Origin of the sequence: Marinobacter sp., from assembly GCF_041687235.1 — a bacterium.
GTDB lineage: Bacteria > Pseudomonadota > Gammaproteobacteria > Pseudomonadales > Oleiphilaceae > Marinobacter.
Map to the genome: position 1 here is coordinate 240,400 of NZ_JAWLCH010000001.1, position 24,027 is coordinate 264,426.

A 24,027-nucleotide genomic window follows, 5' to 3' on the forward strand; every position below is an offset into this window, starting at 1 on the left:
AATAAAACCAGTAGGATCGTGTGCGGGATCAGACCGATGCCGCGCCGCTCACAATCTCCGATATCTCTTGCGTGATGGCTGCCTGACGGGCCTTGTTATAGGCCAGCTGAAGCTCATCGATGATGCTGCCTGCGTTATCTGTCGCGCTCTTCATGGCAATCATCCTGGCAGCCTGCTCACAAGCCAGATTCTCTACCACTCCCTGATACACCTGGGATTCGATATAGCGTGGCAGGAGCCCATCAAGGATGGGTCTGGAATCAGGCTCGTAGATGTAATCCCACTGGCGACCAACATCTTCATCTTCGCCTTCAGGCAAAGGCAGAAGCTGCAGCGATTTCGGGCTCTGAGTCATGGTGTTCACGAACTCGTTGCTCACCAGGTAAAGACGGTCAATCTTTCCTGATTCAAACGCGTCGAGCATTACCTTGACGTTACCGATCAGCTTGTCTGCACTCGGGTTGTCACCCAGGTGCGTAAGCGCTGCAACCACGTTTCCGCCATAATTGCGGAAAAATGATGCCCCTTTCTGCCCGATAGCACAGAGGTCGGTCTCAACACCTTTGTTTTTCCATTCACGCATTTCGCGCACAAGGAGCTTGAACACGTTGCCGTTCAGGCCACCGCACAGTCCCCGGTCTGAGGACACGACGATATAACCCACTCGCTTGACGTCACGTTCCAGCATGAACGGATGCCGGTAATCCTGGTTTGCCTTGGCAATATGCCCGATTACCTGGCGCATCTTGTCCGCATACGGGCGGGTTGCCTGCATACGTTCCTGAGCTTTGCGCATTTTGCTCGCAGCCACCATTTCCATGGCGCTGGTGATTTTCTGCGTGCTCTTGATGCTTCCGATCTGGTTACGTATTTCTTTTCCGACGGCCATAAGTCACTGCCTTTTCAAGTTAGACACTCATGTGGACCCAAGGCCCCCCGCAGGGGACCCAGAGGCTTACCAGCTTTGAGTGGTCTTGAATTTCTCCAGTGCAGCTTTCAGGCCGGCGGTAATTTCATCGTTGAAATTACCCTCTGGGCCGATCTTGTCCAGGAGGTCTTTCTGTTCAGCACGCATCCAATCCAGCAACTGTGCTTCGAACTTGACCACGCTGTTGACTTCAACATCGTCCAGGAAACCTTCATTCGCTGCGAACAGCACGGTACCCATTTCTGCCACCGTCATGGGGCTGTACTGATTCTGCTTCATCAGTTCGGTTACGCGCTGACCATGCTCCAGCTGCTGACGGGTTGCTTCGTCGAGATCTGAAGCAAACTGGGCGAAAGCGGCCAGTTCCCGATACTGCGCCAACGCCAGACGGATGTTACCGCCGAGCTTTTTCATGATCTTGGTCTGGGCAGAACCACCAACCCGGGATACCGAGATACCAGCGTTCATTGCCGGACGGATACCGGAGTTGAACAGGTTGGTCTCCAGGAAGATCTGACCGTCGGTGATGGAGATAACGTTGGTCGGTACGAAAGCCGACACGTCACCAGCCTGGGTTTCAATGATCGGCAGCGCGGTCAGGGAACCGGTCTTGCCTTTCACTTCACCGTTGGTGAGCTGCTCTACGTAATCTGCATTTACACGGGAGGCACGCTCCAGCAGACGGGAGTGCAGGTAGAAAACGTCACCCGGGTAAGCTTCACGGCCCGGCGGACGACGCAGCAGCAGGGAGATCTGGCGGTAAGCCACAGCCTGCTTGGACAGATCATCGTAGATGATCAGGGCGTCTTCACCACGGTCACGGAAATATTCACCCATGGAGGTACCGGAGTACGGAGCCAGGAACTGCATCGCTGCAGGATCGGCAGCGCCAGCGGCAACGACGATGGTGTGATCCATGGCGCCGTGCTCTTCCAGCTTGCGCACGACGGCGGCAATGGAAGACTGCTTCTGGCCGACGGCAACGTAGATACACTTGATGCCGGTGTTCTTCTGGTTGATGATCGCGTCGATGGCAACGGCGGTCTTACCAATCTGACGGTCACCGATGATCAGCTCACGCTGGCCACGACCGATCGGCACCATGGTGTCGATCGCTTTCAGACCAGTCTGGACCGGCTCATCAACGGACTGACGGGCGATAACGCCCGGCGCAACCTTCTCGACCGGTGCGGTCAGGGACGTGCCCAGATCGCCTTTACCGTCAATCGGGTTACCCAGACCGTCAACCACACGGCCCATCAGTTCCGGACCAACCGGCACTTCAAGGATACGTCCGGTACAACGAACTTTCTGGCCTTCGGCCAGATCTTCGTAGTCACCCAGCACAACAGCACCTACCGAATCACGCTCCAGGTTCAGCGCCATACCGTATGTGCCATTGGCAAATTCGATCATCTCGCCGTACATAACGTCGGCAAGACCATGGATAAGTACGATACCGTCGGATACCGACAGGATCGTACCTTCGTTTTTTGCTTCGGAAGAGATATCGAGCTTTTCGATTCTCTTCTTGATGATGTCACTGATCTCGGATGGATTCAGTTGCTGCATGCCTTTGTCCTCAAACCTTGTGCTGAAATCAGGAGCCCAGAGCCCTGGCCATCTTGGCCAGTTTGCCTCGGACTGAAGCGTCGATAACCAGATCACCCGTGTTTACTATCACGCCACCAATCAGGGACTGATCAACGGCGGTTTCCAGGGCCACCTTGCGCTCCAGCTTTTTGGACAGCGCTTCGATGAGCTTCTGCTGCTGCTCTTCGGTCAATTCAAATGCCGTGCTCACCTTCAGTTTGACTGTGCGCTCAAGATCCGCGCGGTACAGGCTGAACAGGGCTGAAACTTCCGGCAACAACGGCAGGCGCTTGTTTTCAGCAAGAATCAACAGGAAGTTTCTGAGTGCTTCAGGCAGCGGCTCTTCAAAACAGTCAGCGAAGAGTTCCGCCTTGCGTTGCTCAGACAGGCCGGGATTGGCCAGGATGTTCTTTACCTCTTGGTCAGCCGCTACCTGAGCCGCGAAAGCCAGAGCCTGATCCCAGAGATCAACAGCATTCTGATCTTGCGCTGCACCGAAAACGGCCTTCGCGTAGGGTCGGGCTAACGTAGTAAGTTCTGCCATGGTGACCCTCTTTTAGAGTTCTGCGGCCAGCTTTTCCAGCATCTCGCTGTGAGCTTTGGCGTCTACAGAGGTTTCCAGAATCTTCTCGGCACCTGCAACAGCCAGTGTTGCCACTTCTGCTCTGAGTGCGTCGCGAGCCTGGACACGCTCCTGCTGAATTTCCGCCCTGGCCTGTTCAAGGAGCTTTTCGCCTTCTTTGCGAGCATCTTCCTTGGAGGCTTCTACAATCTGGGCGGCACGCTTGTTTGCCTGATCGATAAGGGCAGCAGACTCTTCCTTCGCCTTTTGGAGCTCTTTGGAAGCTTTTTGCTGGGCAAGTTCGAGATCAAGGGAAGCCCGATCTGCAGCAGAAAGGCCGTCGGCTATTTTCTTCTGACGCTCTGCCATGGCAGCCGTGATGGGCGGCCATACATACTTGACGCAGAACCAGACGAAAATAGCGAAGGCAATCGATTGCCCTATCAACGTAAGGTTTATATTCACGGCGATATACCTCTTGCTATTCGTTGCGTCCCGGTTAACGGGAAGTGGGGCGCGGTCTTAATCTTAACCAGCGCCCTCAGGTCTCGTTTTGATTAACCAGCAACAACGAAGATCAGGTACATAGCAATACCAACACCGATCATTGGAACGGCGTCAAGCAGACCAGCCATGATAAAGGCTTTGGTTTGCAGCTGGTTGGCCATTTCAGGCTGGCGGGCAGTGGAATCAAGAAGCTTGCCGCCCAGCAGACCAAAACCGATACCGGCGCCCAGGGCACCCAGACCGATAATAAGCGCAGCTGCGATGTATACCATTTCCATTGAAGACTCCTCAGTTTTTCAGATAGTTAAGGGTTTGTTTACAGAAATTATCAGTGATCTTCGTGCGCTGCGCTGAGGTAAACCACAGTCAGCGTCGTAAAGATGAAAGCCTGCAGCGTAACGACCAAGATGTGGAAGATAGCCCAGGGAACATTCAGCGTCCACTGGATCCACAATGGCAGAAGCGCGATCAGGATGAACACCACTTCACCGGCATACATGTTGCCGAAAAGTCGCAAGGCAAGGCTGATCGGCTTGATGATCAGGGCCAGAATCTCGAGTACCAGGTTAAACGGCACCAGCGACCAGTGATTGAATGGATTGAATGACAGCTCCTTGGCGAAACCACCTGCGCCCTTGACCTTGAAACTGTAAAACAGGATCAGCAGGAACACGCCGATGGAGATACCAAAGGTGCCGTTGGGATCGGTTGTCGGAACGATCTTGAAGTATTCCAACCCGAGCGCATGGGCTACGGACGGAATGTAGTCGACCGGAATCAGCTTCAGGGTGTTCATCAGCAGAATCCAGACAAAGATCGTCAGTGCCAGAGGGGCAATCAGGGGATTCTTGCCGTGGAAAACGTCACGGACGATGCCCTGAACAAATTCGAAAGTCATTTCGACGGCGTTCTGAAGTCCGCCCGGGGTGTCCGTCGTCACTTTGTTAGCAACAAACCGGAACAGACCGAGGAACAGAATGCCCATGGCAACCGACCACCCGAGGGTGTCCACATGGACGGCCATGAAGCCCATGTCTGCAGCCTCCTGGCCGGTTCGCGCAAAGGTCCAGGTCGCTTCCTCTACAACCGAGCCATCAGCCCGCTCGTAACCGCCCGGAAGCTTGCCATAGGTGAGGTTTGTTAGATGGTGTTTTATATACTCTACTGGGGTATCAGCTGCCATACTGCTCTCGTCCAGTCATCGCTGTGGGCGCGGCCGGATAAGCCAGCGCAAAGCCGTACCTATCGCAACCATCACAGCAAAAGTGAATAACAGAGCCGGCCCGTGGACTGACTCCATTAAAGTGAAAACGGCCGCAAAAAAAATCGCGGTAAGGGCAATCTTTATACTCGCTGCCCTGAACATGTTACTGACCGCCAGTTGCATCTGGCGAGCGCCCTCAAAGCGGTAGGCCCTGTGCGCAAAATAGGCATTGGGTATGACAAAAATAAGACCGCCGATAAACGCGGAATACCCGGCTGCTCTGCTCTCCATCAACCACAGCAAACTGAGGACGACCAACAGAACCATCTCTATGATCAGCCACTCTTTCAGTGGCACGTACGTGATGGCTTTTCTGAAACCTGTCATGTCACCAGCTGTTGTTGCAAGCGCGCGAAATTATATGTGTTAACCGATAGCTGTTCAACAGACGTCGCCCAAAAACGCGGTGAAAAATTAACCAGGCCATTTGGGCGAATCGATCAATTCCACACAGGTTGTGTCATCAAATAGTTCTGATTACCACATGTGGTATTTTTACGAGAAACTAGCACTTTAGAATGATTTATACCTGGCCTTAGCGAATGTGGCCCAAAATACCGTCAAGTTCATCCAGTGAACTGTATTCAATCACCAGCTTGCCTTTGCCACGCTGGCCGTGATCAATCGATACCCGTGCCCCCAGCCGTTCGGCCAGATCGTCCTGCAAGGCGCGGATGTTGGGATCCACGACTCCTTTCTTCCGGGATTTGCTGTCCGGGGTTTCCTGTTGTACCCGCCGTACCAGGGCCTCGGTCTGGCGAACCGACAACGATTTCGCCACCACCTGTTTGGCCACCTGCATCTGCAGTTCCGGGGCGAGGGTCAGCATCGCCCGGCCGTGGCCCATTTCCAGATCCCCGTGCTCGAGCATGATACGAACGTCCTCAGACAAACCGATCAGTCGCAGCAGGTTGGTAATGGTGGTGCGGGATTTACCGACGGCTTCGGCCACCTGGGCCTGGGTCAGGCCAAACTCGTCCTGCAGACGCTGGAGGGCGAAGGCTTCCTCAATCGGGTTGAGGTTTTCACGCTGGATGTTCTCGATCAGCGCCATGGCAATGGCGGCTTCATCCGGTACGTCCCGGATGATGGCAGGAATGCTGTCCAGGCCGGCCATCTGAGTGGCGCGCCAGCGGCGTTCGCCGGCAATCAGCTCATAGCGACCTTCAGCGATGGGACGAACCACCACCGGCTGCATCACCCCTTGCTGACGAATGGAATCCGCCAATTCCTGCAAGGCGGCAGGGTCCATATCGCGCCGCGGCTGGTAACGGCCACGCTGGATCAGATCAATGGGTACTTCGCGGAGTTCGCCGTCGTGGTCTTTCAGCTCCTGGTCAAGATTGACCTTGGAGCCCGCCAGCAGGGCACCCAGTCCACGTTCACCCAATCCTCGTTTCTTCGCCGCCATGGTGTCAGTCATTCTTCCCGTTGAAAATCGTTGTGCTTGTGTGAGTGACAGGGCGGTATGTTACACCGCAACCGGCGCGGATGTCTTTTTCGAACCATGGCGACGCACCATCTCGCCGGCCAGGGCGAGGTAGGCGATGGCCCCCTTGGAGGCCCGGTCGTATTTCAGGGCAGGTACGCCGTAGCTTGGCGCCTCGGCCAGGCGGACATTGCGGGGAATCACCGCCCGATACACCTTGTCGCCGAAGTACTCACTCAGCTGGCCGGAGACATCCAGGGTCAGGCTGTTGCGGGGGTCGTACATGGTGCGCAGGATACCTTCCACCTGCAGATTCGGGTTGACCGTCTCCTGGATCTGCTCGACGGTGTTCATCAGTGCCGCCAGTCCCTCCAGCGCGTAGTACTCGCACTGCATGGGAATCAATACGGAGTCCGCCGCCGACAGGGCATTTACCGTCAGCAGACTGAGCGAAGGCGGGCAATCAATGAGGATGTAATCGTAGTTGTCACGAACCGTGTTCAACGCCAGGCGCAGGCGGTGCTCACGACCGATTTCGTTCATCAGCTCGACTTCAGCGGCGGTCAGATCGCCGTTGGCCGGCAGGATATCGAAACCGGAGGCCTCGGCGGGGATGATCACCTCCGCGGCGCCGGCACGCTTGGTCAGCATGTCGTAACCGGACAGTTCCAGGGCATTTTTATCCACCCCGCTGCCCATGGTGGCGTTGCCCTGGGGATCCATGTCCACCAGCAGCACCCGGCGTTTGGTGGCGGCCAGGGAGGCAGCAAGGTTGACGCAAGTGGTGGTTTTGCCCACACCGCCTTTCTGATTGGTCACTGCAATCACGCGCGCCATGTCCTGCCTCCTTGTTTATGGGTTAGCGGTAGAGAAATTCGACTGCCGAACTACCGGGAGTTCTCGGCCCGGGCAACCACCAGAAGATGGCGTTCGCCATCGGCACCGGGAACGTCCAGGGAATGGCTGGATTTTACCTGCCAGCCAGCCGGGAGGGCAGCCACTTCATCATCCGGAAACTGGCCTTTCATGGCAAGGAACTCCCCCTCATTTGCCAACAGATCACCGCACCAGCTCACCAGATTCTCCAGCGCAGTGAAGGCCCGGCTGCTGATCTGGGTGAAAGGCTGCTCCGGGCTGCAGTCCTCGGCCCGGCCATGGATCACCTCAACATTGCCCAGGCCCAGCTCCAGCACGCACTGGTTCAGGAAACGGGTTTTCTTGCCATTGCTGTCGAGCAGGGTAAAACGCTTTTCAGGCAGCGCGATGGCCAGAGGAATTCCGGGCAGGCCGCCGCCGGCGCCGACATCGAGGAGATGGTCCGTGCTCACCCAGGGCAGGATGCTCAGGCTGTCCAGCAACTGCCGGGATACCATCTGCTGTTCGTCGCGAACTGCGGTGAGGTTATAGGCCCGGTTCCATTTGTTGAGCAAACCCAGGAAAGCCAGCAGCTGTTGCTGCTGGCTTTCGCCAAGGGCAAGTTCCATCTCGGCCAGTCCGTCCCGGAGCTGGCGCTGCCAGAGTGCGTTGGTCATGGGCGCAGATCAGGCCGACTGCTTGCGCAGCAGATCGCGCTTCTTCAGGTGCACCAGGATCTGGCTTACCGCCGCAGGGGTCACGCCCTGAATGCGTGAGGCCTGGGCCACGGTTTCCGGTCGCACGGCCTTGAGCTTTTGCTTGATCTCGTTGGACAGGCCGCCGATCACGTCGTAATCCAGATCCACCGGCAGGGCGGTATTCTCATTTTTACGCAGCCGTTCGATCTCGTCGGTCTGACGCGAAATGTAGCCCTCGTACTTGATCTCGATTTCCACCTGGTCCGCGACCACCGGATCATCGGCCTGCGCGGCACCAATCTCGGCGATGTGGCTGTAGACAATCTCCGGGCGACGCAGCAGTTCCGCCAGGGACTGATCCCGGGTCATCGGCTGCTTCAGAAAGCCGTTGGCCCGCTCACCGGCTTCGGTATTCGGATGAATCCGGGTGGCCTCAAGGCGACTGCGCTCTGTTGAGATCGCCTCGCGCTTGTCGTTGAACTTCTGCCAGCGCTCATCGTTCACCAGGCCGAGCTTGCGACCGGTTTCTGTCAGGCGCAGGTCGGCGTTGTCCTCGCGCAGAATCAGGCGGTACTCGGCGCGGCTGGTAAACATACGATAGGGCTCGGAGGTGCCCATGGTGATCAGATCATCCACCAGCACGCCCAGGTAAGCCTCATCCCGACGCGGGTACCACTCCTCTTTTTCCTGCGACCGCAGGGCAGCGTTGATCCCTGCCAACAGGCCCTGGGCACCGGCTTCTTCGTAACCGGTGGTGCCATTGATCTGGCCGGCAAAATACAGACCCTGAATGAACTTGGTTTCCAGGGTGTGGCGCAGGTCCTGCGGATTCAGGTAATCGTATTCGATGGCGTAACCCGGCCGAGTGATATGGGCATTTTCAAAGCCAGGAATCGAACGCACGGCCGCCAGCTGGATATCGAACGGCAGGCTGGTGGAAATGCCATTCGGGTAAAGCTCGTTGGTGGTCAGTCCTTCCGGTTCCACAAAGATCTGATGCGAATCCTTGTCAGCAAACCGGTTCACCTTGTCTTCGATAGACGGGCAATAGCGTGGCCCCACGCCCTCGATGCTGCCCGCAAACATCGGCGAGCGATCGAACCCGCTGCGGATAATATCGTGGGTCTGTTCCGTGGTCCGGGTCACGTAGCAGCAGACCTGTTCCGGGTGCTGGCTGCGGCTGCCGATGAAGGACATCACCGGGGTGGGGTCATCCCCCCATTGCTCCTGCATCACCGAGAAATCCACAGACCGGGCATCAATCCGCGGCGGCGTTCCGGTTTTCAGACGGCCGACATTGAATGGCAGTTCCCGCAGGCGCTGGGCCAGGGCGTTGGCCGGCGCGTCACCGGCACGGCCACCGGCATGGTGTTGCATGCCGATGTGGATAACTCCGCCAAGGAAGGTGCCCGTGGTCAGGACCACCGTCTTCGCGTTGAAACGGATGCCTGTCTGGCTGACGACACCGGTTACCTGATCGTTTTCCACAATCAGATCGTCCGCCGCCTGCTGGAACAGGGTCAGGTTCGGCTGGCTTTCCAGGGTATGGCGGATGGCCGCCTTGTAAAGAACCCGGTCCGCCTGGGCACGGGTGGCACGGACCGCGGGACCCTTGCGACTGTTCAGCACCCGGAACTGGATGCCGGCCTTGTCGGTGGCCTCGGCCATGGCGCCGCCCAGGGCATCAATTTCTTTCACCAGATGGCTTTTGCCGATACCGCCGATGGCCGGGTTGCAGGACATCTGGCCCAGGGTCTCAATGTTGTGGGTCAGCAGCAGGGTCTGGGAGCCCATGCGTGCAGCCGCCAGCGCGGCCTCGGTACCGGCATGGCCACCACCAATGACAATGACATCGAAACGGGTCGGAAAATCCACGGCTCACCTCGGAAATCGGGAGATAAAATAGGGCGGCGAGTATAACGCCTCACCCGGGAAATTGCAGTCGGAATGTGCAAATTTTAACCAGAGACACCCCCGGTTGAAAGCTGCATGGGCATCACACGGAGTGGGCAGGGGTTTTTTCTGAGGCAAGCGGCATAGTGGAAAACCGAAATTCACGGCTTTTCAGACGCTTGGATGAGTCTTCTCAGAAAAGTTTTCAAGAAAGTTATCCACATGCAAGACTACTTGTTCAACACCCTAAAAAACGATTTAACACTATGATTTTTATGATTTATTTATAATTCATCCGGAGTGTTTCCGCAGGTTTTCCAACTAATTATCCACAGAACCCGCCGCAGTTTTCCTCCGAAGTCGCCAAACCACCAGCAGTACCGCGCCGTTCAGCAGGGACAGCAACAGGAAAAACCCTGGAATGCTGATGCCCAGCAGACCAAGCACCACAATACCGGCCAGGGCACTCACCACCATGAACAACGCGTTAATGACATTCAGCGCTGCAATGATGCGGGCACGCTTGGCCCGTGGCGTTTCGTGTTGGATAAAGGCGTACAGAGGCACGATGAAAAGGCCGCCGCAGATCCCGATGCCCACCAGATCCAACAACACCCTCAGGTAAACGGGATCGGTCAGCAGGGTCCACCAGGTCGAGGCCACGGGGTCGTCCGGAACCGCGAAATACAGATCAATACCGAACAGGCTCAGCCCCAGAGCCCCCCAAGGCACGGGTGCGAGGGTAATCCGGTGTTTGGTGAGCCGCTCACACATCATGGACCCGATGGAAATCCCGATCGTGAACATGGCCAGCAGCAGGGTGACCACGGTTTCGTCGCCCAGGAGGTTGGTACGGGCAAAATTGGGAAACTGGGTCAGGTAGGCCGCGCCAAGAAACCAGAACCAGGAGATGGTCAGCACCGCCAGCAACACCTGGCGACGTTCAGCGGCCAGGGCCATCAGTCTCCAGGTTTCCACCACCGGCCGGAAGCGTACAGTAACTCCGGAACCGTCGGGTTCGGTTGCGGGCACCTGGCGAGCCGCCAGATAGCCCAGCACCGCCATCACCACCACAGCTATCGCCGTCAGACGTGCGGCAGCCTCAAAGCCCATCAACAGGCCCGCAGCAATGGTGCCCAGCAGAATTGCCACAAAGGTGCCCATGCCCACCAGACCGTTGCCACCCACCAGTTCATCGTCCGCCAGCACCTGGGGCAGGATCGCGTACTTCACCGGGCCGAAGAAGGTCGACTGGGTGCCCATCAGGAACAACAGCACCAGCAACAATTCGTACCAGCCGAACCAGAGGCCAAGCGCAGCAACGGACATAATCACGATTTCTGCCAGCTTCACAGTCCGGATGATCCTGGATTTTTCGTAACGGTCCGCCATCTCGCCGGCAATGCCGGAGAACAGAAAGAACGGCAGAATGAAGAGGAAGGCCGCCAGGTTAACCACCACGTTCACCGACAGACCCATCAAACCGCCGGCACTGTAGGTAATCAACAGCAGCAGCGCGTTCTTGAACAGGTTATCGTTGAACGCGCCGGAGAACTGAGTCAGGTAAAACGGCAGAAAGCGGCGTTGACCAAGCAAACGGAACTGACTTTTTGATGGCATCAAGAAATCCTGTTTTGGTGCATAACCAACGTTGGTGCTGAGAATCTGCCCGGATCCGGTGCAACAGTTCGGACATCGATGGCGCGGATCATTTATTTGACGGGGTTAAGCGAATTTAAATGCTTGATTTTTGACTGTCTGGTACGAAATTCGCTTGGTTTCCCTGTCCAGACACTCATTTTTATCAGGCCAGGATGGCTAGAACATTAGCAGTATAAAGGTTCCTGACCATGAGCAGCGTAGTCCGACTTCCCCGGCGCATCTATCGCGGAGCCGAAATAACCCGGGCTCCAGACATGATCAACGACTATGATTTCAGTTCTGTTTATCAGCCGATCCTGAGCCCAACCCATCGTAAACTGGTGGGCTATGAGGCCCTGGTGAGGGTCCGGAAGAACAACGCCAGCATCTCCCCCTTCGAGCTTTTCGAGCAGGCGGAAGCAGAGAACCAGACTGCCGAACTGGACAGACACCTGTTGCAGATTCATCTGGATAATTTCGCCGCAAGCTCGCAGCCTGTGTGGCTGTTCCTGAATATTAATCCGGGCACCTGCATTCATCCAGAAGCCTCTCTGGAAAAGCTCGCCGAGCAGTGCCAGAGCAGCGGAATCGACCCGGAGAAAGTGGTTCTGGAACTGGTGGAAACGGCATCCGAGAATCCGACCGCGCTTCTGGAATTCATTCTCAAAGCCAAGGCCCATGGTTTCCAGATTGCCATTGACGATTTCGGGATGGGCGATTCGAATTTCGAGCGTTTGTGGCGCATCAATCCGCTCATCGTCAAGCTCGACCGCAGTCTGCTGGTGAATGCCGAGAACCACAGTCGTGCCCGAATGCTTCTGGAGAGTCTGGTAAAGATGATTCGCGAGAGCGGCAGCCTTGTGCTTCTGGAAGGCATCGAGAACAGCACCCAGGCCCATATCGCCCTGCAAACCGAGGCGGATCTGCTGCAGGGTTTCCTGTTTGCGCGTCCAACCAATCTGCAAGAGCATGAGCCGGAACTCACAGAACTGGCCTTGAAAGGAATTATTGCCGATTCCAGCGAGTCTTCGGCCCAGGACATACGGGACCAGGAGAGCTACTTTAGACTGCTTCGCTTCGAAATTCTGGAAGCCTGCCACTCCCTCAGCCGGGAGTTACCGTTCGATGTCGCGTGCAATAAGCTGTTGGACGTGGACGGAGTGAAACGCTGTTTTCTGCTTAATGCCCAGGGCATACAGCAGGGCAACCTTGCCCGCGCCAATCCGGACATCCATCGCGGAAAGTTCAACCCCCTGTATCACTCCGCCGGGGCCCGATGGACGCACCGGGAATACTTCCGCAATGCCCTGGAACGGCCCCAGCACATCAGCAGCTGCCGGCCCTACGTCGGCCTGCCAGATGCGAAACGCACGGTAACCCTGTCCACGATGCTACCCGGGCAAAAGGTCTTTTGCATCGACATCCACCCGGACGAAATATTCAGTGGCCAACTGGAATTTCCGGCCACCCTCTGATCCTCGGACGGTTCAGAAATCGTCCGCGCGTTTCTGTGGCGCCGCTGCCAGGCCACTGCCACCGGCCTGCCCCGAAGCCTGACGTTCCAGTTCCCTCTCCACCGCGTTGGAGGATTTGGCAAACCTCGCCAACAGGTTATAGAGCACCGGAATGATGAACAGGGTCAGTGTGGTGGCGAAAATCAGCCCGCCCAGAATCACCATACCGATGGCGGCACGGCTCTCTGCCCCGGCGCCGGTGGCAATGACCAGGGGAATCGCACCAAAAATCGTCGAAATGGTGGTCATCAGGACAGGCCGGAACCGCAGGCAGGCACCCTCAAGAATGGCCTCCCTGACCTCATAACCCTTGTCCCTCAGCTGATTGGCAAACTCCACGATCAGGATGCCGTTCTTGGCCATCAAGCCCAGCAACATGATGATGCCTATCTGGCTGTAGATGTTCAGACTGATACCGGCCCACCACAGCGCCAGCAGGGCACCGGTCACCGCCAGGGGCACCGACAGCATGATGATCAGGGGGTGGATCCAGCTTTCAAACTGCGCTGCCAACACCAGGAACACAATGACAAAGGCCAGGGCAAAGGTGACGTAGATAGCGGCCGAAGACTCCTGGAATTCCCGGCTCAGCCCCTTGTAGCTTACCCGGGCTTCCGGCGGCAGGTTATCCACAGCCAGGTTGTTCAGGTAGGTCAATGCCGAGCCCAGGTCATAGCCATCCGCCAGGGATGCACTGATAACCACGGCGGGAAGCCGATCAATACGGCGGAGGTCCGGGTTGGCGCCAATTTCCTCAAGCGATACCAGTGCTTGCAACGGGATCAGGTTACCGCCCTCCCGAGGCCTGAGGAAGATCTGCTCAAGATCCCCCGGCGTTGCCCGGTTAGCGTCATCCGCCTGAATGATGACATCGTATTCCCGGCCGCGGTCAATGTAGGTGGTTACCTGACGGGAGGCCAGCATGGTCTGGAGCGTGAGACCGACATCCTCAATGGTAATATCCAGATCTGCTGCCCGCTCCCGGTCTATGTTGACCCGAAGTTCCGGACGGGTCAGCTCGAAATCGGTATCCACATTCTCAAGATTCGGGTTGTCCTTGGCCCGTTCAACGATTTCCTCGCTCCAGGCCTGAACGCTCTCATAGTCTGGCCCCGCCACTACAAACTCAACCGCCTGACTGAATCCCCGCTGGCCCAGGCCGGGCGGGTTGACGGCCACCGTCCGGATGCCGGACACATCCGCCAGTTTCTTGCGGATTTCGCTGGTCACTTCCTGCTGCTTGACGTCCCGGTCTTCCCAGGGCACCAGGCCCATGATCATGAAGGCGTTATCTTCTTCGTTGCGGAATCCGACAATTGCCAGCAAACGGTTCGCGATGCCTTCATCCAGGTAAGGCAGTAATGATTCTTCCACCTGTTGGACGTAGTGGTCAGTGTATTCAACCGTCGACCCCCTGGGCGCGCTGGTCGGCATGATAATCACCGCTCGGTCTTCGGTCGGCGCCAGTTCCTGGGGTAATTTCGGGTACACCACAGCGGCAATCACCAGGCCCACCAGGCCCAGCCCCAACAACAGCCCCGGCTGTCTCAGGGAAAACTGAAGCAGTCGCCGATACCCATTGGTCAGGCCATTCAGCACCTTTTCGCTCGCTGCCCAGAGACGATGGCCCTCGGCCGATTCCGGACTGTGCCTGAGCCACTTGGAGCACAGCATGGGCGCCAGGGTCAGCGCGACCAGGCTCGAGAACACCACCGCCGCTGCCAGGGTGAAACCGAATTCGGCAAACAACCGGCCGATATTACCGCCCATGAACGAGATGGGAACGAAAACCGCCACAAGCGTCAGGGTGGTGGCAATCACCGCGAAAGCGACCTGTTTCGCGCCCCGATAAGCGGCAAGCAATGGCGGCTCACCCTCATCGATCCGGCGCTGGATGTTTTCCAGCATCACGATCGCGTCATCCACCACCAGGCCGATCGCGAGGATGACTGCCAGCAAGGTCAGTACGTTGATGGAAAAGCCCAGAAAGCCCAGGCCAATAAAGGCTCCGATCACGGCAACCGGGATGGTCACGGCCGGGATAAGGGTGGCCCGCCAGGAACGCAGGAACAGGAAGATTACCAGGATAACCAGGGACACCGCGATGGCGAGCGTGGTTACCACTTCCTTGATGGAGGCCCGGATGAAGATGGATTCGTCGTAGCTCTCGGCGATGGTGACTTCCGGTGGCAGGGTTTCGCGGATCTTCTCCAGCTCAGCCCGAACGGCATCGGAAACAGCCACCGTATTGGCCTTGGATTGGCGAATCACACCCATGCCGATCGCGGTCTGGCCATTGGCCCGCAGGCGGCTGACGTCCGATTCCACCCCCATCTGGACATTGGCCACTTCACCGAGGCGCAGCAGATCGTTGCCATCACGGCGAATCACCAGCTCCCGGAACTGCTCCACGTTCGACAAGCGGCCTTCTGCCCGAACCGTAAAATTCCGCGTTGAGGAATCCACCGATCCAGCCGGTAGCTCGACGTTGTTGGCACGCAGGGCCCGTTCAACTTCCGCCACGGTGATATCCCGGGCGGCAAGCCGCTCGCGATCCAGCCACACCCGGATGGCATAGCGCCGTTCGCCACCAATGCGCACGTCCGCCACGCCATCGAGCACTGACAGCCGGTCTGCCAGAACCCGATCAGCAAAGTCACTGAGCTCCGCGCTGTCCCAGACATCACTGCGCAGGGTAACCCACATCATGGGTCGGGCATCAGAATCCGCCTTACGCACCACTGGTGGATCCGCTTCGTCCGGGAGCTGGTTGGCCACCCGGGACACGGCATCACGGACATCATTGGCCGCAATGTCGACATCCCGGGCCGTGGTAAATTCGATGCTGGTTCGGGATTCACCCTGTTCAGTGGAAGACTCGATAGAGCGAATGCCCTCGATGCCACTGATGGCGCCCTCGATCACCTGGGTGATCTGGGTGTCCACCACCTCGGCCGCCGCACCGGTGTAATCGGTGGAAATGGAAACCACGGGTGGGTCAATATCAGGATATTCTCGCACCGGCAAACCCAACAAGGCGGCCAGCCCGAACACCACGATCAGAAGGCTGAGAACCGTCGCGAATACCGGGCGCTTGATGGAAACGTCAGAGAGAACCACCGATCAGGACTCCCTGGACGTGATAAAACGGTTCTCGGGTATGGCTTTGTCGTCCTCAAGCACCCGAATCCGGTCCCCGCTGCTGAGCCGGTCCTGACCAGTCACAATCACCGGATCATCCTCGGCCAGACCGCTCGCCACCTCCACAAGGCCGGGCATGCGCGAACCCAGGCTGACCGAGACCCGCTTGGCCACACCGTCTTCAGCCACGAAAACATACTGCTCATCGCCGCGGATCATGACCGCCTGTTCCGGGATCACCAAGGCTTCCCGTTCCCGGAGCGTAAGGGTCGCGGACATGAACTGACCCGGCCGAAGCAAACCGTCCGGATTATCAATCAGTGCCCGCACCGGCAGCGACCGGCTCAGCTCACTGACCCGGGAACCCAACTCCACCAGCTGGCCGGAAAACGTCTGGTCCGGGTAGGCCGGCGATGCGCCACGAACCTGTTGTCCGAGACTCACTTGCCCCAGAAAACGTTCCGGAATCGAAAAACCCAGCTCCATACGGTCGGTGGTATCCAGGGTGGTCACGGAGGTTCCGGCGGTCATGTAGGCACCGACGCTGATGTCGCTCAGGCCCACCACGCCGGAAAACGGCGCTTCAATGCGGTGATTTTCCAGACGGACCCGGGCTGACTGGCGTTGCGCTTCAGCCACGTCCACCGACGTTCTGAGTTCATCCACCTGGGACTGGGATATGCTGTTGTTGGAGCGAAGCCGCTGTGCCCTCTCGTATTGCCGGCGGGCATCCGCCAGTTGCGCTTCGATGACCTGCAGATCAGCCCGGGCCTGGCGATCATCCAGACGTAACAGCACCTCGCCCTGCTCTACCCGGCGACCGGTTTCGAGATTCAGTTCCACCACCCGGCCACTCACTTCGGTGGTCAGCTCAACCGAGTCAAGGGCTTTCAGACTGCCAACGGCGTTGACCACATCCCGCACCGTGTCCATCTGCGGATGCATGGTGTTGACCGCGCTGGCGGAACGCTCACGACCGTCCTGGGCGGCATCGCCATCGTCCAGGTTCTGATACACAAAAGCGCCGCCGACAGCCACAGCCACCAGCACCAACGCAATCAACCACTGCTTCCACATAGGATTTCCAGATAGTCCGGGTCTTGGTTAGTCGTCTGTTACTTTTTCTGGATGACCAGAACCACTTCGCCCACGTCGATCCCCCACTTGCTCATGGTGGTCTGGTTGATCAGCGTGTCCGGAGTAATCAGGTACATCCAGTCGTCCATCCGTACATCCAGCGTACCGTCGCCGTATGACACACGAAGGACATAATTCATGTGAATGGCATTACCGCTCCAGCGCATGGTTCCCGGTTCAACCACATCGCCGGCCTCGGCATGATAGCCCTCATCAGTGGGGGTAAGCGTCCAGACCCGGGTCTGCACCTCGCCGTCATCAAAGCGGAACACCTCATCCAGGGTTCCCACACCTTCCTCATCCCAGGACGCGCTGATATCTGCATCGAAGGTACGAATCACTTCCCCGGAGAAATTCTTGACCACCCCCCGGGCGGAAAGTTCGCCGGTGAAGAACTCTTCAGGGACCAGCTCCGGGGTCCGGTCCGCGTAATCCTCAAGCGAAGGGCTGGCACAGCCACTCAGCAGCACTGCCGAAGACAATACCCAGAGTATAGGTGCCGACAGGCGTTTCGAAATCACAGTAAACAGGCTTTGCATGACTTTTACACTCTCTGCACGGGTTGTAACGGGTCGTGGGCGCAAAGGAATACGCCCTAACCGTCTTTAGCGATCAGTACCGGAAGCCAACCGGGCCTGTTACGTCATCTCGGCCAATTGTCCATTCTGACAGACCTTCGGGCGGTTTTCGTCAATGGCACTGGTTGGGGATTGGCGTAAAACAACAGGCAACGGGCGGCTTTTGCCCATCGACGATTCCGAGAGACCCACAGAGGATTCCCCTATGCCGGTTTACAAGGCGCCCCTGCGCGACATGAAATTTCTTCTGAACGAGGTGTTCGACTACCCGGGCCATTACGCCACCCTGGCCAGCGGTGAAAACGCCACGCCCGATATTGTGGATGCGATACTCGGCGAATGCGCAAAGTTCTGCGAAGAAGTATTGAGCCCGCTCTACCTCTCTGGCGATGAGGAAGGCTGCAAACTCGAGAACGGTGAAGTCACCACGCCCGCCGGTTACCGCGAAGCCTACCTGCAATACGCCATGGGTGGCTGGCAAGGGCTCTCCGCACCCGAGGAATACGGCGGCCAGGGCCTGCCTGCGTCCATGGGACTGCTCAAGCAGGAAATGATGGGCACCGCCAACTGGCCCTTCTCCATGTATCCGGGACTGTCCCTGGGTGCCATGAACACGATCTTCCTGCACGGTTCCGAGGAGCAGAAACAGACTTACCTCGCGCCACTGACCGAAGGCCGATGGGCCGGCACCATGTGCCTGACCGAACCCCAGTGCGGCACGGATCTGGGCCAGGTGAAGACCAAAGCCGAACCGCAAGCCGACGGAAGTTACCGGCTGACCGGCACCAAGATCTTCATTTCTTCCGGCGACCATGACCTGACCGAGAACATCGTCCACATCGTACTCGCCCGGCTGCCCGATGCCCCCAAGGGCACCCGGGGTATTAGCCTGTTCATCGTGCCCAAGTTCCTGCCGGACAGCAACGAGGGTGTCGGCGAACGCAACGCGGTTGTCTGCGGCAGTCTGGAAAAGAAAATGGGCATCAAGGCCTCCGCCACCTGCGTGCTGAATTTCGACGGTGCCACCGGGTATCTGATTGGTCCCGAGAATGAAGGCCTCAACTGCATGTTCACCTTCATGAACACGGCCCGGATAGGCACCGCAATCCAGGGCGTCGGGCCGGCCGAGCTGTCCTATCAGTGGGCGTTGGCCTATGCGAAGGATCGACGGTCCATGCGGGCGCTTTCCGGCAAGAAAGAACCGGATCAGGTGGCCGACAGCCTGATTCACCATGCCGATGTACGCCGGATGCTGTTAACCCAGAAGGCCATCGCCGAAGGTGGCCGGGCCATGCTCTACTACGCTGCCCGCCTGGCCGATCATATGGTGGAAGGCTTCACCGAAGGTGATGATAAAAAGGCCGAGAAATACGATGACAAACTGGGCTTTCTGACGCCCATACTGAAAGGATTTCTGACCGAACAGGGGTGTGAGGCTGCCAATCTTGGCGTACAGGTCTTTGGCGGCCACGGTTATATTCGCGAACACGGCATGGAACAGATTGTCCGGGATACCCGCATTGCCACCTTGTACGAGGGCACCACAGGCATCCAGGCCCTGGATCTGCTGGGCCGAAAGGTATTGCTGATGACCCAGGGTGGCGCAGTCCGTGACTTTACCCTGAAGATTGCCAATTTTGCCCGCAAACACCTGACCGACAAACGGCTACGGCCCTGGGCGCTTGAGCTGCTCAAGCTGACCGGCCAGTGGAACCTGTTGACGGTTCGGATCATGCTCGCAGCCCGCAAGGACCGGGATGTGGTGAGCTCTGCGGCCTATGATTTCCTGATGTACAGCGGCTACGTCACCATGGCGTACATCTGGCTACGCCAGGCTGCTGTGGCTGTGGATAAGCTGGATCACGGCGGCGCGGAATCCGCAGGCTTCTACCAGGCCAAGCTGGCCACCACCGAGTTCTATTTCGAGCGTTTGTTGCCCAGAGCCCAGAGCCATTCTGCCAGCATGCTGAGCCCCAGCAAAAACCTGATGCAACTGGATGCCGAGGATCTGGCCTTTACCGGGTAACCCATCCGGTCCTTCTTACGCCCGGGCCATGGCCCGGGATTTTTTTGCCCTTGAAATATCCCGGGCTGACCCTACATTTTCTGTGCCTTTCCACATGGAAGCTTTTAACCAACTGACTTGATTAAAAATTTTGGATTTCGAGAATAAAAGAAGGAGGTTCGAATATGGAAACTCGTGCTGACGACTTTTATCCAACCCGCCTGGAACGTCCAACGGCAAGCTTTGAGCGCCAGGACCCTGTGGTACACAGCAAAGGTTCAGACCGAACCGACGGACCATTGAGTGAAACCGAGCTGGCGCAATATGAGCGCGACGGCTTTCTGGTCTTCAACCGTTTTCTCGACCCGGCCACGGTTCGGCAGTTCCGGGAGGATCTGCGCGCGTATGAGGATGACGAAAGCATCCTTCGGTCCGAAGGCACTATCACGGAGCCAGGTAAACAGGAAATTCGCTCGATCTTCGGGATTCACGAGCTGTCGGATCGTTTCGACCGGCTGACCCGGGATCCGAAGATCCTCGCCATGGTACGCCAGCTGCTGGGCAGCGAAGCGTATATTCACCAGTCCCGAATCAACTTCAAACCCGGTTTTCATGGCAAGGGCTTCGACTGGCACTCGGATTTCGAGACCTGGCACGCCGAGGATGGCATGCCCCGCATGCGCGCCGTCAGCTTTTCCATCGCCCTGACTGACAACACGCCCTTCAACGGTCCGTTAATGCTGATTCCTGGCTCCCACAAGACCTTCGTACCCTGCGTCGGCCGCACGCCGGAAGACAACTACCAGTCTTCTCTGAAAAAACAGGAACTGGGCGTTCCCAACGACCGGGATCTTGCTGCCATGGCCGATAAATACGGCATCAAAGCCCCTACCGGTCCCGCCGGATCGCTGATCATCTTCGAGTGCAATACGCTCCATGCCTCGAATGCCAATATGTCACCCTGGCCGCGGAGCAACCTGTTCTTTGTCTACAACAGTGTGGGAAACCAACTGCAGGCACCGTTCTGCGGCAACAAACCACGGCCGGATTTCCTGGGTAATCGAACCAATACCGAGGCACTGGTGCCCGTTGCAGACGAAGAACGCAGTAAAACCGGTTAGGGCTACTTCCCGATACAAAAACTGCTGAAAATCTTGCCAAGAAGCTCATCCGGGGTGAGATGGCCGGTAATCTCGCCCAGAGCATCCTGCGCGGCACGAAGATCTTCAGCGAGTAATTCACCGGCACCGAAACCTTCGAGCTGGCTCTGGCCCTGAATCAGCAGGGCCTGGGCCCGTTCCAGGGCATCCAGATGCCGGCGCCGGGCCAGGAAACCACCCTCGGTGGTGCTGGCAAAGCCCATGCACTGTTTCAGGTGGTCCCGGAGCATCTCCAGACCTTCGGCAGACTTTGCAGCCAGGCGGATAACCGGCGCACGCTGATGCTCTTCCGCACTGATACCTACCGCTTCACCGGAAAGGTCCACCTTGTTACGAATAACGGTCACCGGCGCGTTCGCCGGCAGCTGGTCGATAAAATCAGGCCAGATTTCATGGGGACTGGTTTTATCGGTGGTGGTGGCATCCACCATCAGAAGGATGCGATCGGCCTGGCGGATTTCATCCCAGGCCCGGGCAATCCCGATCTGTTCCACTTCGTCCGGGCTGTCCCGGAGGCCAGCGGTATCGATGATGTGCAGCGGCATGCCGTCAATGTGGATATGTTCCCGGAGGACATCCCGGGTGGTCCCTTCGATAGCCGTAACAATGGCCGCTTCTCGGCCAGCCAGGGCATTGAGCAGGCTGGATTTGCCGGCATTGGGCCTGCCGGCAATCACTACTTTCATGCCATCCCGAAGAATGGTTCCCTGCTGGGCTTCGGCCAGGATTTTCTCGAGTCGGTCCAGCAAATCCTGAAGATCACTGGCCACCTTGCCATCGGCGAGGAAATCAATCTCCTCCTCGGGAAAATCAATGGCCGCCTCCACGTAGATCCGCAGGTGGGTAACGGCCTCCACGAGATCGTCTATCTGCCGGGAAAACACACCCTGCATGGAACGGACGGCGCATCGGGCCGCCTGTTCCGAGCTGCTCTCGATCAGATCGGCAATGGCTTCGGCCTGGGCCAGATCCAGTTTGTCGTTCAGGAACGCCCGTTCTGAGAATTCACCGGGTCGGGCCAGTCTTGCCCCCTGGCTGCAAACCTCTCGAAGCAGGAGATCAAGAATCACGGTGCCGCCGTGGCCCTGAAGCTCGAATACATCCTCACCGGTGAAGGAATGGGGGTTGGGGAAAAACAAACCGATGCCCTCATCAATCAGTTCACCCCGGTGATCGTGGAACGGACCGTAATGGGCATAACGGGGTTTTGGCTCAAATCCAAGCATCTGTTGGGCAATGGTCCGGGCTTTGGGACCGGACACGCGAACGATGCCGACCCCGGCCTGTCCGGGTGCGGTGGCTATGGCTGCGATGGTTTCAGAACTCTGGCTCATGCTTTTTCCACAGGCTGAAAACAACAAAGGCTCCACACAGGAGCCTTTGCCGGGTCGGTTCGGGCACCGGTCAGTGCTTCTTGCCGGCCATTTCTGCTTCGATCTTGCGGGTAATGTACCACTGCTGGGCAATGGACAGAATGTTGTTCACCAGCCAGTACAGAACCAGGCCGGCCGGGAACCACAGGAAGAACACCGTGAAGATCAACGGCATCATCTTCATGATCTTGGCCTGCATGGGATCCGGCGGAGTCGGGTTCAGACTCATCTGCAGGAACATGCTGGCACCCATCAGAATCGGCAGGATGAAATACGGATCCATGACCGACAGATCCTGAATCCACAGCATGAACGGCGCATGGCGTAGCTGAACACTTTCAAACAGTACCCAGTACAGCGAGATGAATACGGGCATCTGCACCAGGATTGGCAGACAGCCACCCAGCGGATTGATCTTCTCCCGCTTGTAAAGCGCCATCATTTCCTGGGACATGCGCTGGCGATCATCGCCGTACAGTTCCTTGAGTCGTGTCAATTGGGGCGCCACCGCACGCATCTTGGCCATGGACTTGTAGCTGGTGGCCGACAGATGGAAGAACACCGCCTTGACCAGAACCGTCAGCAGGATGATCGCAACCCCCCAATTCCCGACAAGGCTGTGAAACCACTCGAGGATGATGAACAAGGGTAGTGAGATAAAGAACAGCCAACCGAAATCGACGGTACGGTCCAGGTTTGGTGCCAGGCTTTCCAGACGATCAATGATCTTCGGACCAACATAGGCCTGCGCACCGATCTCCGCTGTTTCACCCGGTGCCACGGTGGTGGCCGGGTACACGAAGCCCATTACGTAATTGGAACCACGGCGTGTGGTCTGGTACTGGGCAGGAACATCACGCTCAGGAACCCAGGCCGAGATAAAGTAGTGTTGCAGGAAGGCAAGCCAGCCGTTGGTGACAGACTGGTTAATCTGATTGTCCTGAAGATCACCGAAGTCGTATTTTTCATAGGGATCTTCAGGGGAACTGACAACAAGACCAAGGAATGCCTGGATACCCATGCTGGTCTGTGACGTCGGGTCTGGAGACTGGTCACGGACGATCTTACCGGTGAAATTAGCCTGCCAGTTATCGCTGGACTGGTTTTCAACAAGATATTTGACGCCAATTTCGTAGCTGTCACGTTCGAACTGGTATCGCTTGGTGATCCGGACACCGCTATCGGTGGTGTAAGAGAGGTCAACCTGAAGCTGGTTGTCACCCTCGGACAGCTCATAGCTGGAGGCGTCGGCGCTGTACACCGGTGCTGAGCCATTCTTTCGGCTATCCGGGCCGTCACGCCCGATCAGACCGCTCTCAAGAACATACAGGCGGTTCTGGGTGTTATTCAGCAGCGTCAGCGGTTCTTCACTGTCCAGGGATTTGTCGTAGTTCAACAGCTGGGCTTTAACCAGGTTGCCGCTGACCCGATCAATTCTGAGGTCGTACACATCGGTGCGGACAGTAATGAACTGGTCACTGACCGTGGTGTCATCTTCCGTTGAGCTGACCATGGCCTCACCGGTTTCCGGCGTTGTGAATTCTCCGTCACTGTCCGCCTCTGCCGAGCCGTCTTCCGGAAGCACCATATCGTCTGCGTTGCCGGTGCTGCTGGCAGACTCTGAAGGCTGCGATTCGGCGACTTGCGCCGTTTCCGGTTGCTGATGGTAGTCCTCATTCCAGGCAAGGACCATCAGATAACTGACAATAGCCAGGCCGGCAAATAATACGATGCGTTGAATATCCATAG

The 24,027-nt window shown here is 57.5% G+C and carries 20 protein-coding genes; 3 read left to right on the top strand and 17 right to left on the bottom strand.

The genetic code is table 11. The features are described 5' to 3' along the window. Nucleotides 1-28 precede the first annotated feature (28 nt). From atpG to ACESMK_RS01065, 12 genes are all read right to left on the bottom strand, one after another. Nucleotides 29-889, bottom strand: a complete 861-nt coding sequence (atpG, locus tag ACESMK_RS01010; RefSeq protein ID WP_372994387.1) for a F0F1 ATP synthase subunit gamma — start codon at nucleotides 887-889, stop codon at nucleotides 29-31. Nucleotides 890-955: 66 nt separating this feature from the next. Then, the gene (atpA, locus tag ACESMK_RS01015; RefSeq protein ID WP_372994389.1) at nucleotides 956-2,500 is read right to left on the bottom strand and encodes a F0F1 ATP synthase subunit alpha; all 1,545 of its coding nucleotides are present in this window, start codon (nucleotides 2,498-2,500) and stop codon (nucleotides 956-958) included. Nucleotides 2,501-2,528: 28 nt separating this feature from the next. Continuing rightward, the gene (locus ACESMK_RS01020; protein ID WP_372994391.1) at nucleotides 2,529-3,065 is read right to left on the bottom strand and encodes a F0F1 ATP synthase subunit delta; all 537 of its coding nucleotides are present in this window, start codon (nucleotides 3,063-3,065) and stop codon (nucleotides 2,529-2,531) included. Nucleotides 3,066-3,077: 12 nt separating this feature from the next. Next, entirely contained in the window at nucleotides 3,078-3,548 is a 471-nt protein-coding gene (locus ACESMK_RS01025; RefSeq protein ID WP_372994393.1) for a F0F1 ATP synthase subunit B, read from the bottom strand. A gap of 92 nt (nucleotides 3,549-3,640) precedes the next feature. Next, nucleotides 3,641-3,868, bottom strand: coding sequence for a F0F1 ATP synthase subunit C (atpE, locus tag ACESMK_RS01030; protein ID WP_088558629.1), 228 nt, complete (start codon nucleotides 3,866-3,868; stop codon nucleotides 3,641-3,643). A gap of 50 nt (nucleotides 3,869-3,918) precedes the next feature. After that, a complete protein-coding gene (atpB, locus tag ACESMK_RS01035; RefSeq protein ID WP_372994396.1) occupies nucleotides 3,919-4,773 on the bottom strand; it encodes a F0F1 ATP synthase subunit A in 855 nt (284 codons plus the stop codon). 15 nt (nucleotides 4,774-4,788) lie between these two features. Then, the gene (locus ACESMK_RS01040; protein WP_372994398.1) at nucleotides 4,789-5,181 is read right to left on the bottom strand and encodes an ATP synthase subunit I; all 393 of its coding nucleotides are present in this window, start codon (nucleotides 5,179-5,181) and stop codon (nucleotides 4,789-4,791) included. A 208-nt stretch (nucleotides 5,182-5,389) separates the two neighbouring features. Continuing rightward, nucleotides 5,390-6,265, bottom strand: a complete 876-nt coding sequence (locus ACESMK_RS01045) for a ParB/RepB/Spo0J family partition protein (protein ID WP_088559264.1) — start codon at nucleotides 6,263-6,265, stop codon at nucleotides 5,390-5,392. A gap of 60 nt (nucleotides 6,266-6,325) precedes the next feature. After that, entirely contained in the window at nucleotides 6,326-7,120 is a 795-nt protein-coding gene (locus tag ACESMK_RS01050) for a ParA family protein (protein ID WP_372994400.1), read from the bottom strand. 50 nt (nucleotides 7,121-7,170) lie between these two features. Further along, nucleotides 7,171-7,815 (bottom strand): 16S rRNA (guanine(527)-N(7))-methyltransferase RsmG, encoded by a 645-nt coding sequence (gene rsmG, locus ACESMK_RS01055; protein WP_372994402.1) that lies wholly within the window; start codon nucleotides 7,813-7,815, stop codon nucleotides 7,171-7,173. 9 nt (nucleotides 7,816-7,824) lie between these two features. Then, entirely contained in the window at nucleotides 7,825-9,711 is a 1,887-nt protein-coding gene (gene mnmG, locus ACESMK_RS01060) for a tRNA uridine-5-carboxymethylaminomethyl(34) synthesis enzyme MnmG (RefSeq protein WP_372994404.1), read from the bottom strand. Nucleotides 9,712-10,050: 339 nt separating this feature from the next. After that, nucleotides 10,051-11,349 (bottom strand): MFS transporter, encoded by a 1,299-nt coding sequence (locus tag ACESMK_RS01065; RefSeq protein ID WP_372994406.1) that lies wholly within the window; start codon nucleotides 11,347-11,349, stop codon nucleotides 10,051-10,053. Nucleotides 11,350-11,579: 230 nt separating this feature from the next. On the opposite strand from ACESMK_RS01065, the gene ACESMK_RS01070 reads away from it, so the two are divergent. After that, nucleotides 11,580-12,845 carry an EAL domain-containing protein gene (locus ACESMK_RS01070; protein ID WP_372994408.1) on the top strand — a complete coding sequence of 422 codons (1,266 nt, stop codon included), beginning with the start codon at nucleotides 11,580-11,582 and terminating at the stop codon, nucleotides 12,843-12,845. A gap of 12 nt (nucleotides 12,846-12,857) precedes the next feature. On the opposite strand, the gene ACESMK_RS01075 is transcribed toward ACESMK_RS01070, so the two are convergent. The 3 genes from ACESMK_RS01075 to ACESMK_RS01085 are packed head-to-tail and all read right to left on the bottom strand — an operon-like array spanning nucleotide 12,858 to nucleotide 17,701. Further along, a complete protein-coding gene (locus ACESMK_RS01075) occupies nucleotides 12,858-16,004 on the bottom strand; it encodes an efflux RND transporter permease subunit (protein WP_372994410.1) in 3,147 nt (1,048 codons plus the stop codon). Nucleotides 16,005-16,007: 3 nt separating this feature from the next. Then, a complete protein-coding gene (locus ACESMK_RS01080; protein WP_372994412.1) occupies nucleotides 16,008-17,102 on the bottom strand; it encodes an efflux RND transporter periplasmic adaptor subunit in 1,095 nt (364 codons plus the stop codon). A 38-nt stretch (nucleotides 17,103-17,140) separates the two neighbouring features. Next, nucleotides 17,141-17,701, bottom strand: coding sequence for a DUF3833 domain-containing protein (locus ACESMK_RS01085; RefSeq protein ID WP_372994414.1), 561 nt, complete (start codon nucleotides 17,699-17,701; stop codon nucleotides 17,141-17,143). A 244-nt stretch (nucleotides 17,702-17,945) separates the two neighbouring features. Here ACESMK_RS01085 and ACESMK_RS01090 point away from each other — a divergent pair, with 244 nt between their 5' ends. Continuing rightward, the gene (locus ACESMK_RS01090) at nucleotides 17,946-19,766 is read left to right on the top strand and encodes an acyl-CoA dehydrogenase C-terminal domain-containing protein (RefSeq protein ID WP_372994416.1); all 1,821 of its coding nucleotides are present in this window, start codon (nucleotides 17,946-17,948) and stop codon (nucleotides 19,764-19,766) included. Between the two features lie 164 nt (nucleotides 19,767-19,930). Further along, nucleotides 19,931-20,866 carry an ectoine hydroxylase gene (gene thpD, locus ACESMK_RS01095; protein ID WP_372994418.1) on the top strand — a complete coding sequence of 312 codons (936 nt, stop codon included), beginning with the start codon at nucleotides 19,931-19,933 and terminating at the stop codon, nucleotides 20,864-20,866. A 2-nt stretch (nucleotides 20,867-20,868) separates the two neighbouring features. On the opposite strand, the gene mnmE is transcribed toward thpD, so the two are convergent. Then, on the bottom strand, nucleotides 20,869-22,239 hold the full coding sequence (gene mnmE / locus ACESMK_RS01100; RefSeq protein WP_372994420.1) for a tRNA uridine-5-carboxymethylaminomethyl(34) synthesis GTPase MnmE: 1,371 nt from the start codon (nucleotides 22,237-22,239) through the stop codon (nucleotides 20,869-20,871). A gap of 70 nt (nucleotides 22,240-22,309) precedes the next feature. Further along, nucleotides 22,310-24,025 (bottom strand): membrane protein insertase YidC, encoded by a 1,716-nt coding sequence (gene yidC / locus ACESMK_RS01105; RefSeq protein WP_372994422.1) that lies wholly within the window; start codon nucleotides 24,023-24,025, stop codon nucleotides 22,310-22,312. Nucleotides 24,026-24,027 lie beyond the last annotated feature (2 nt).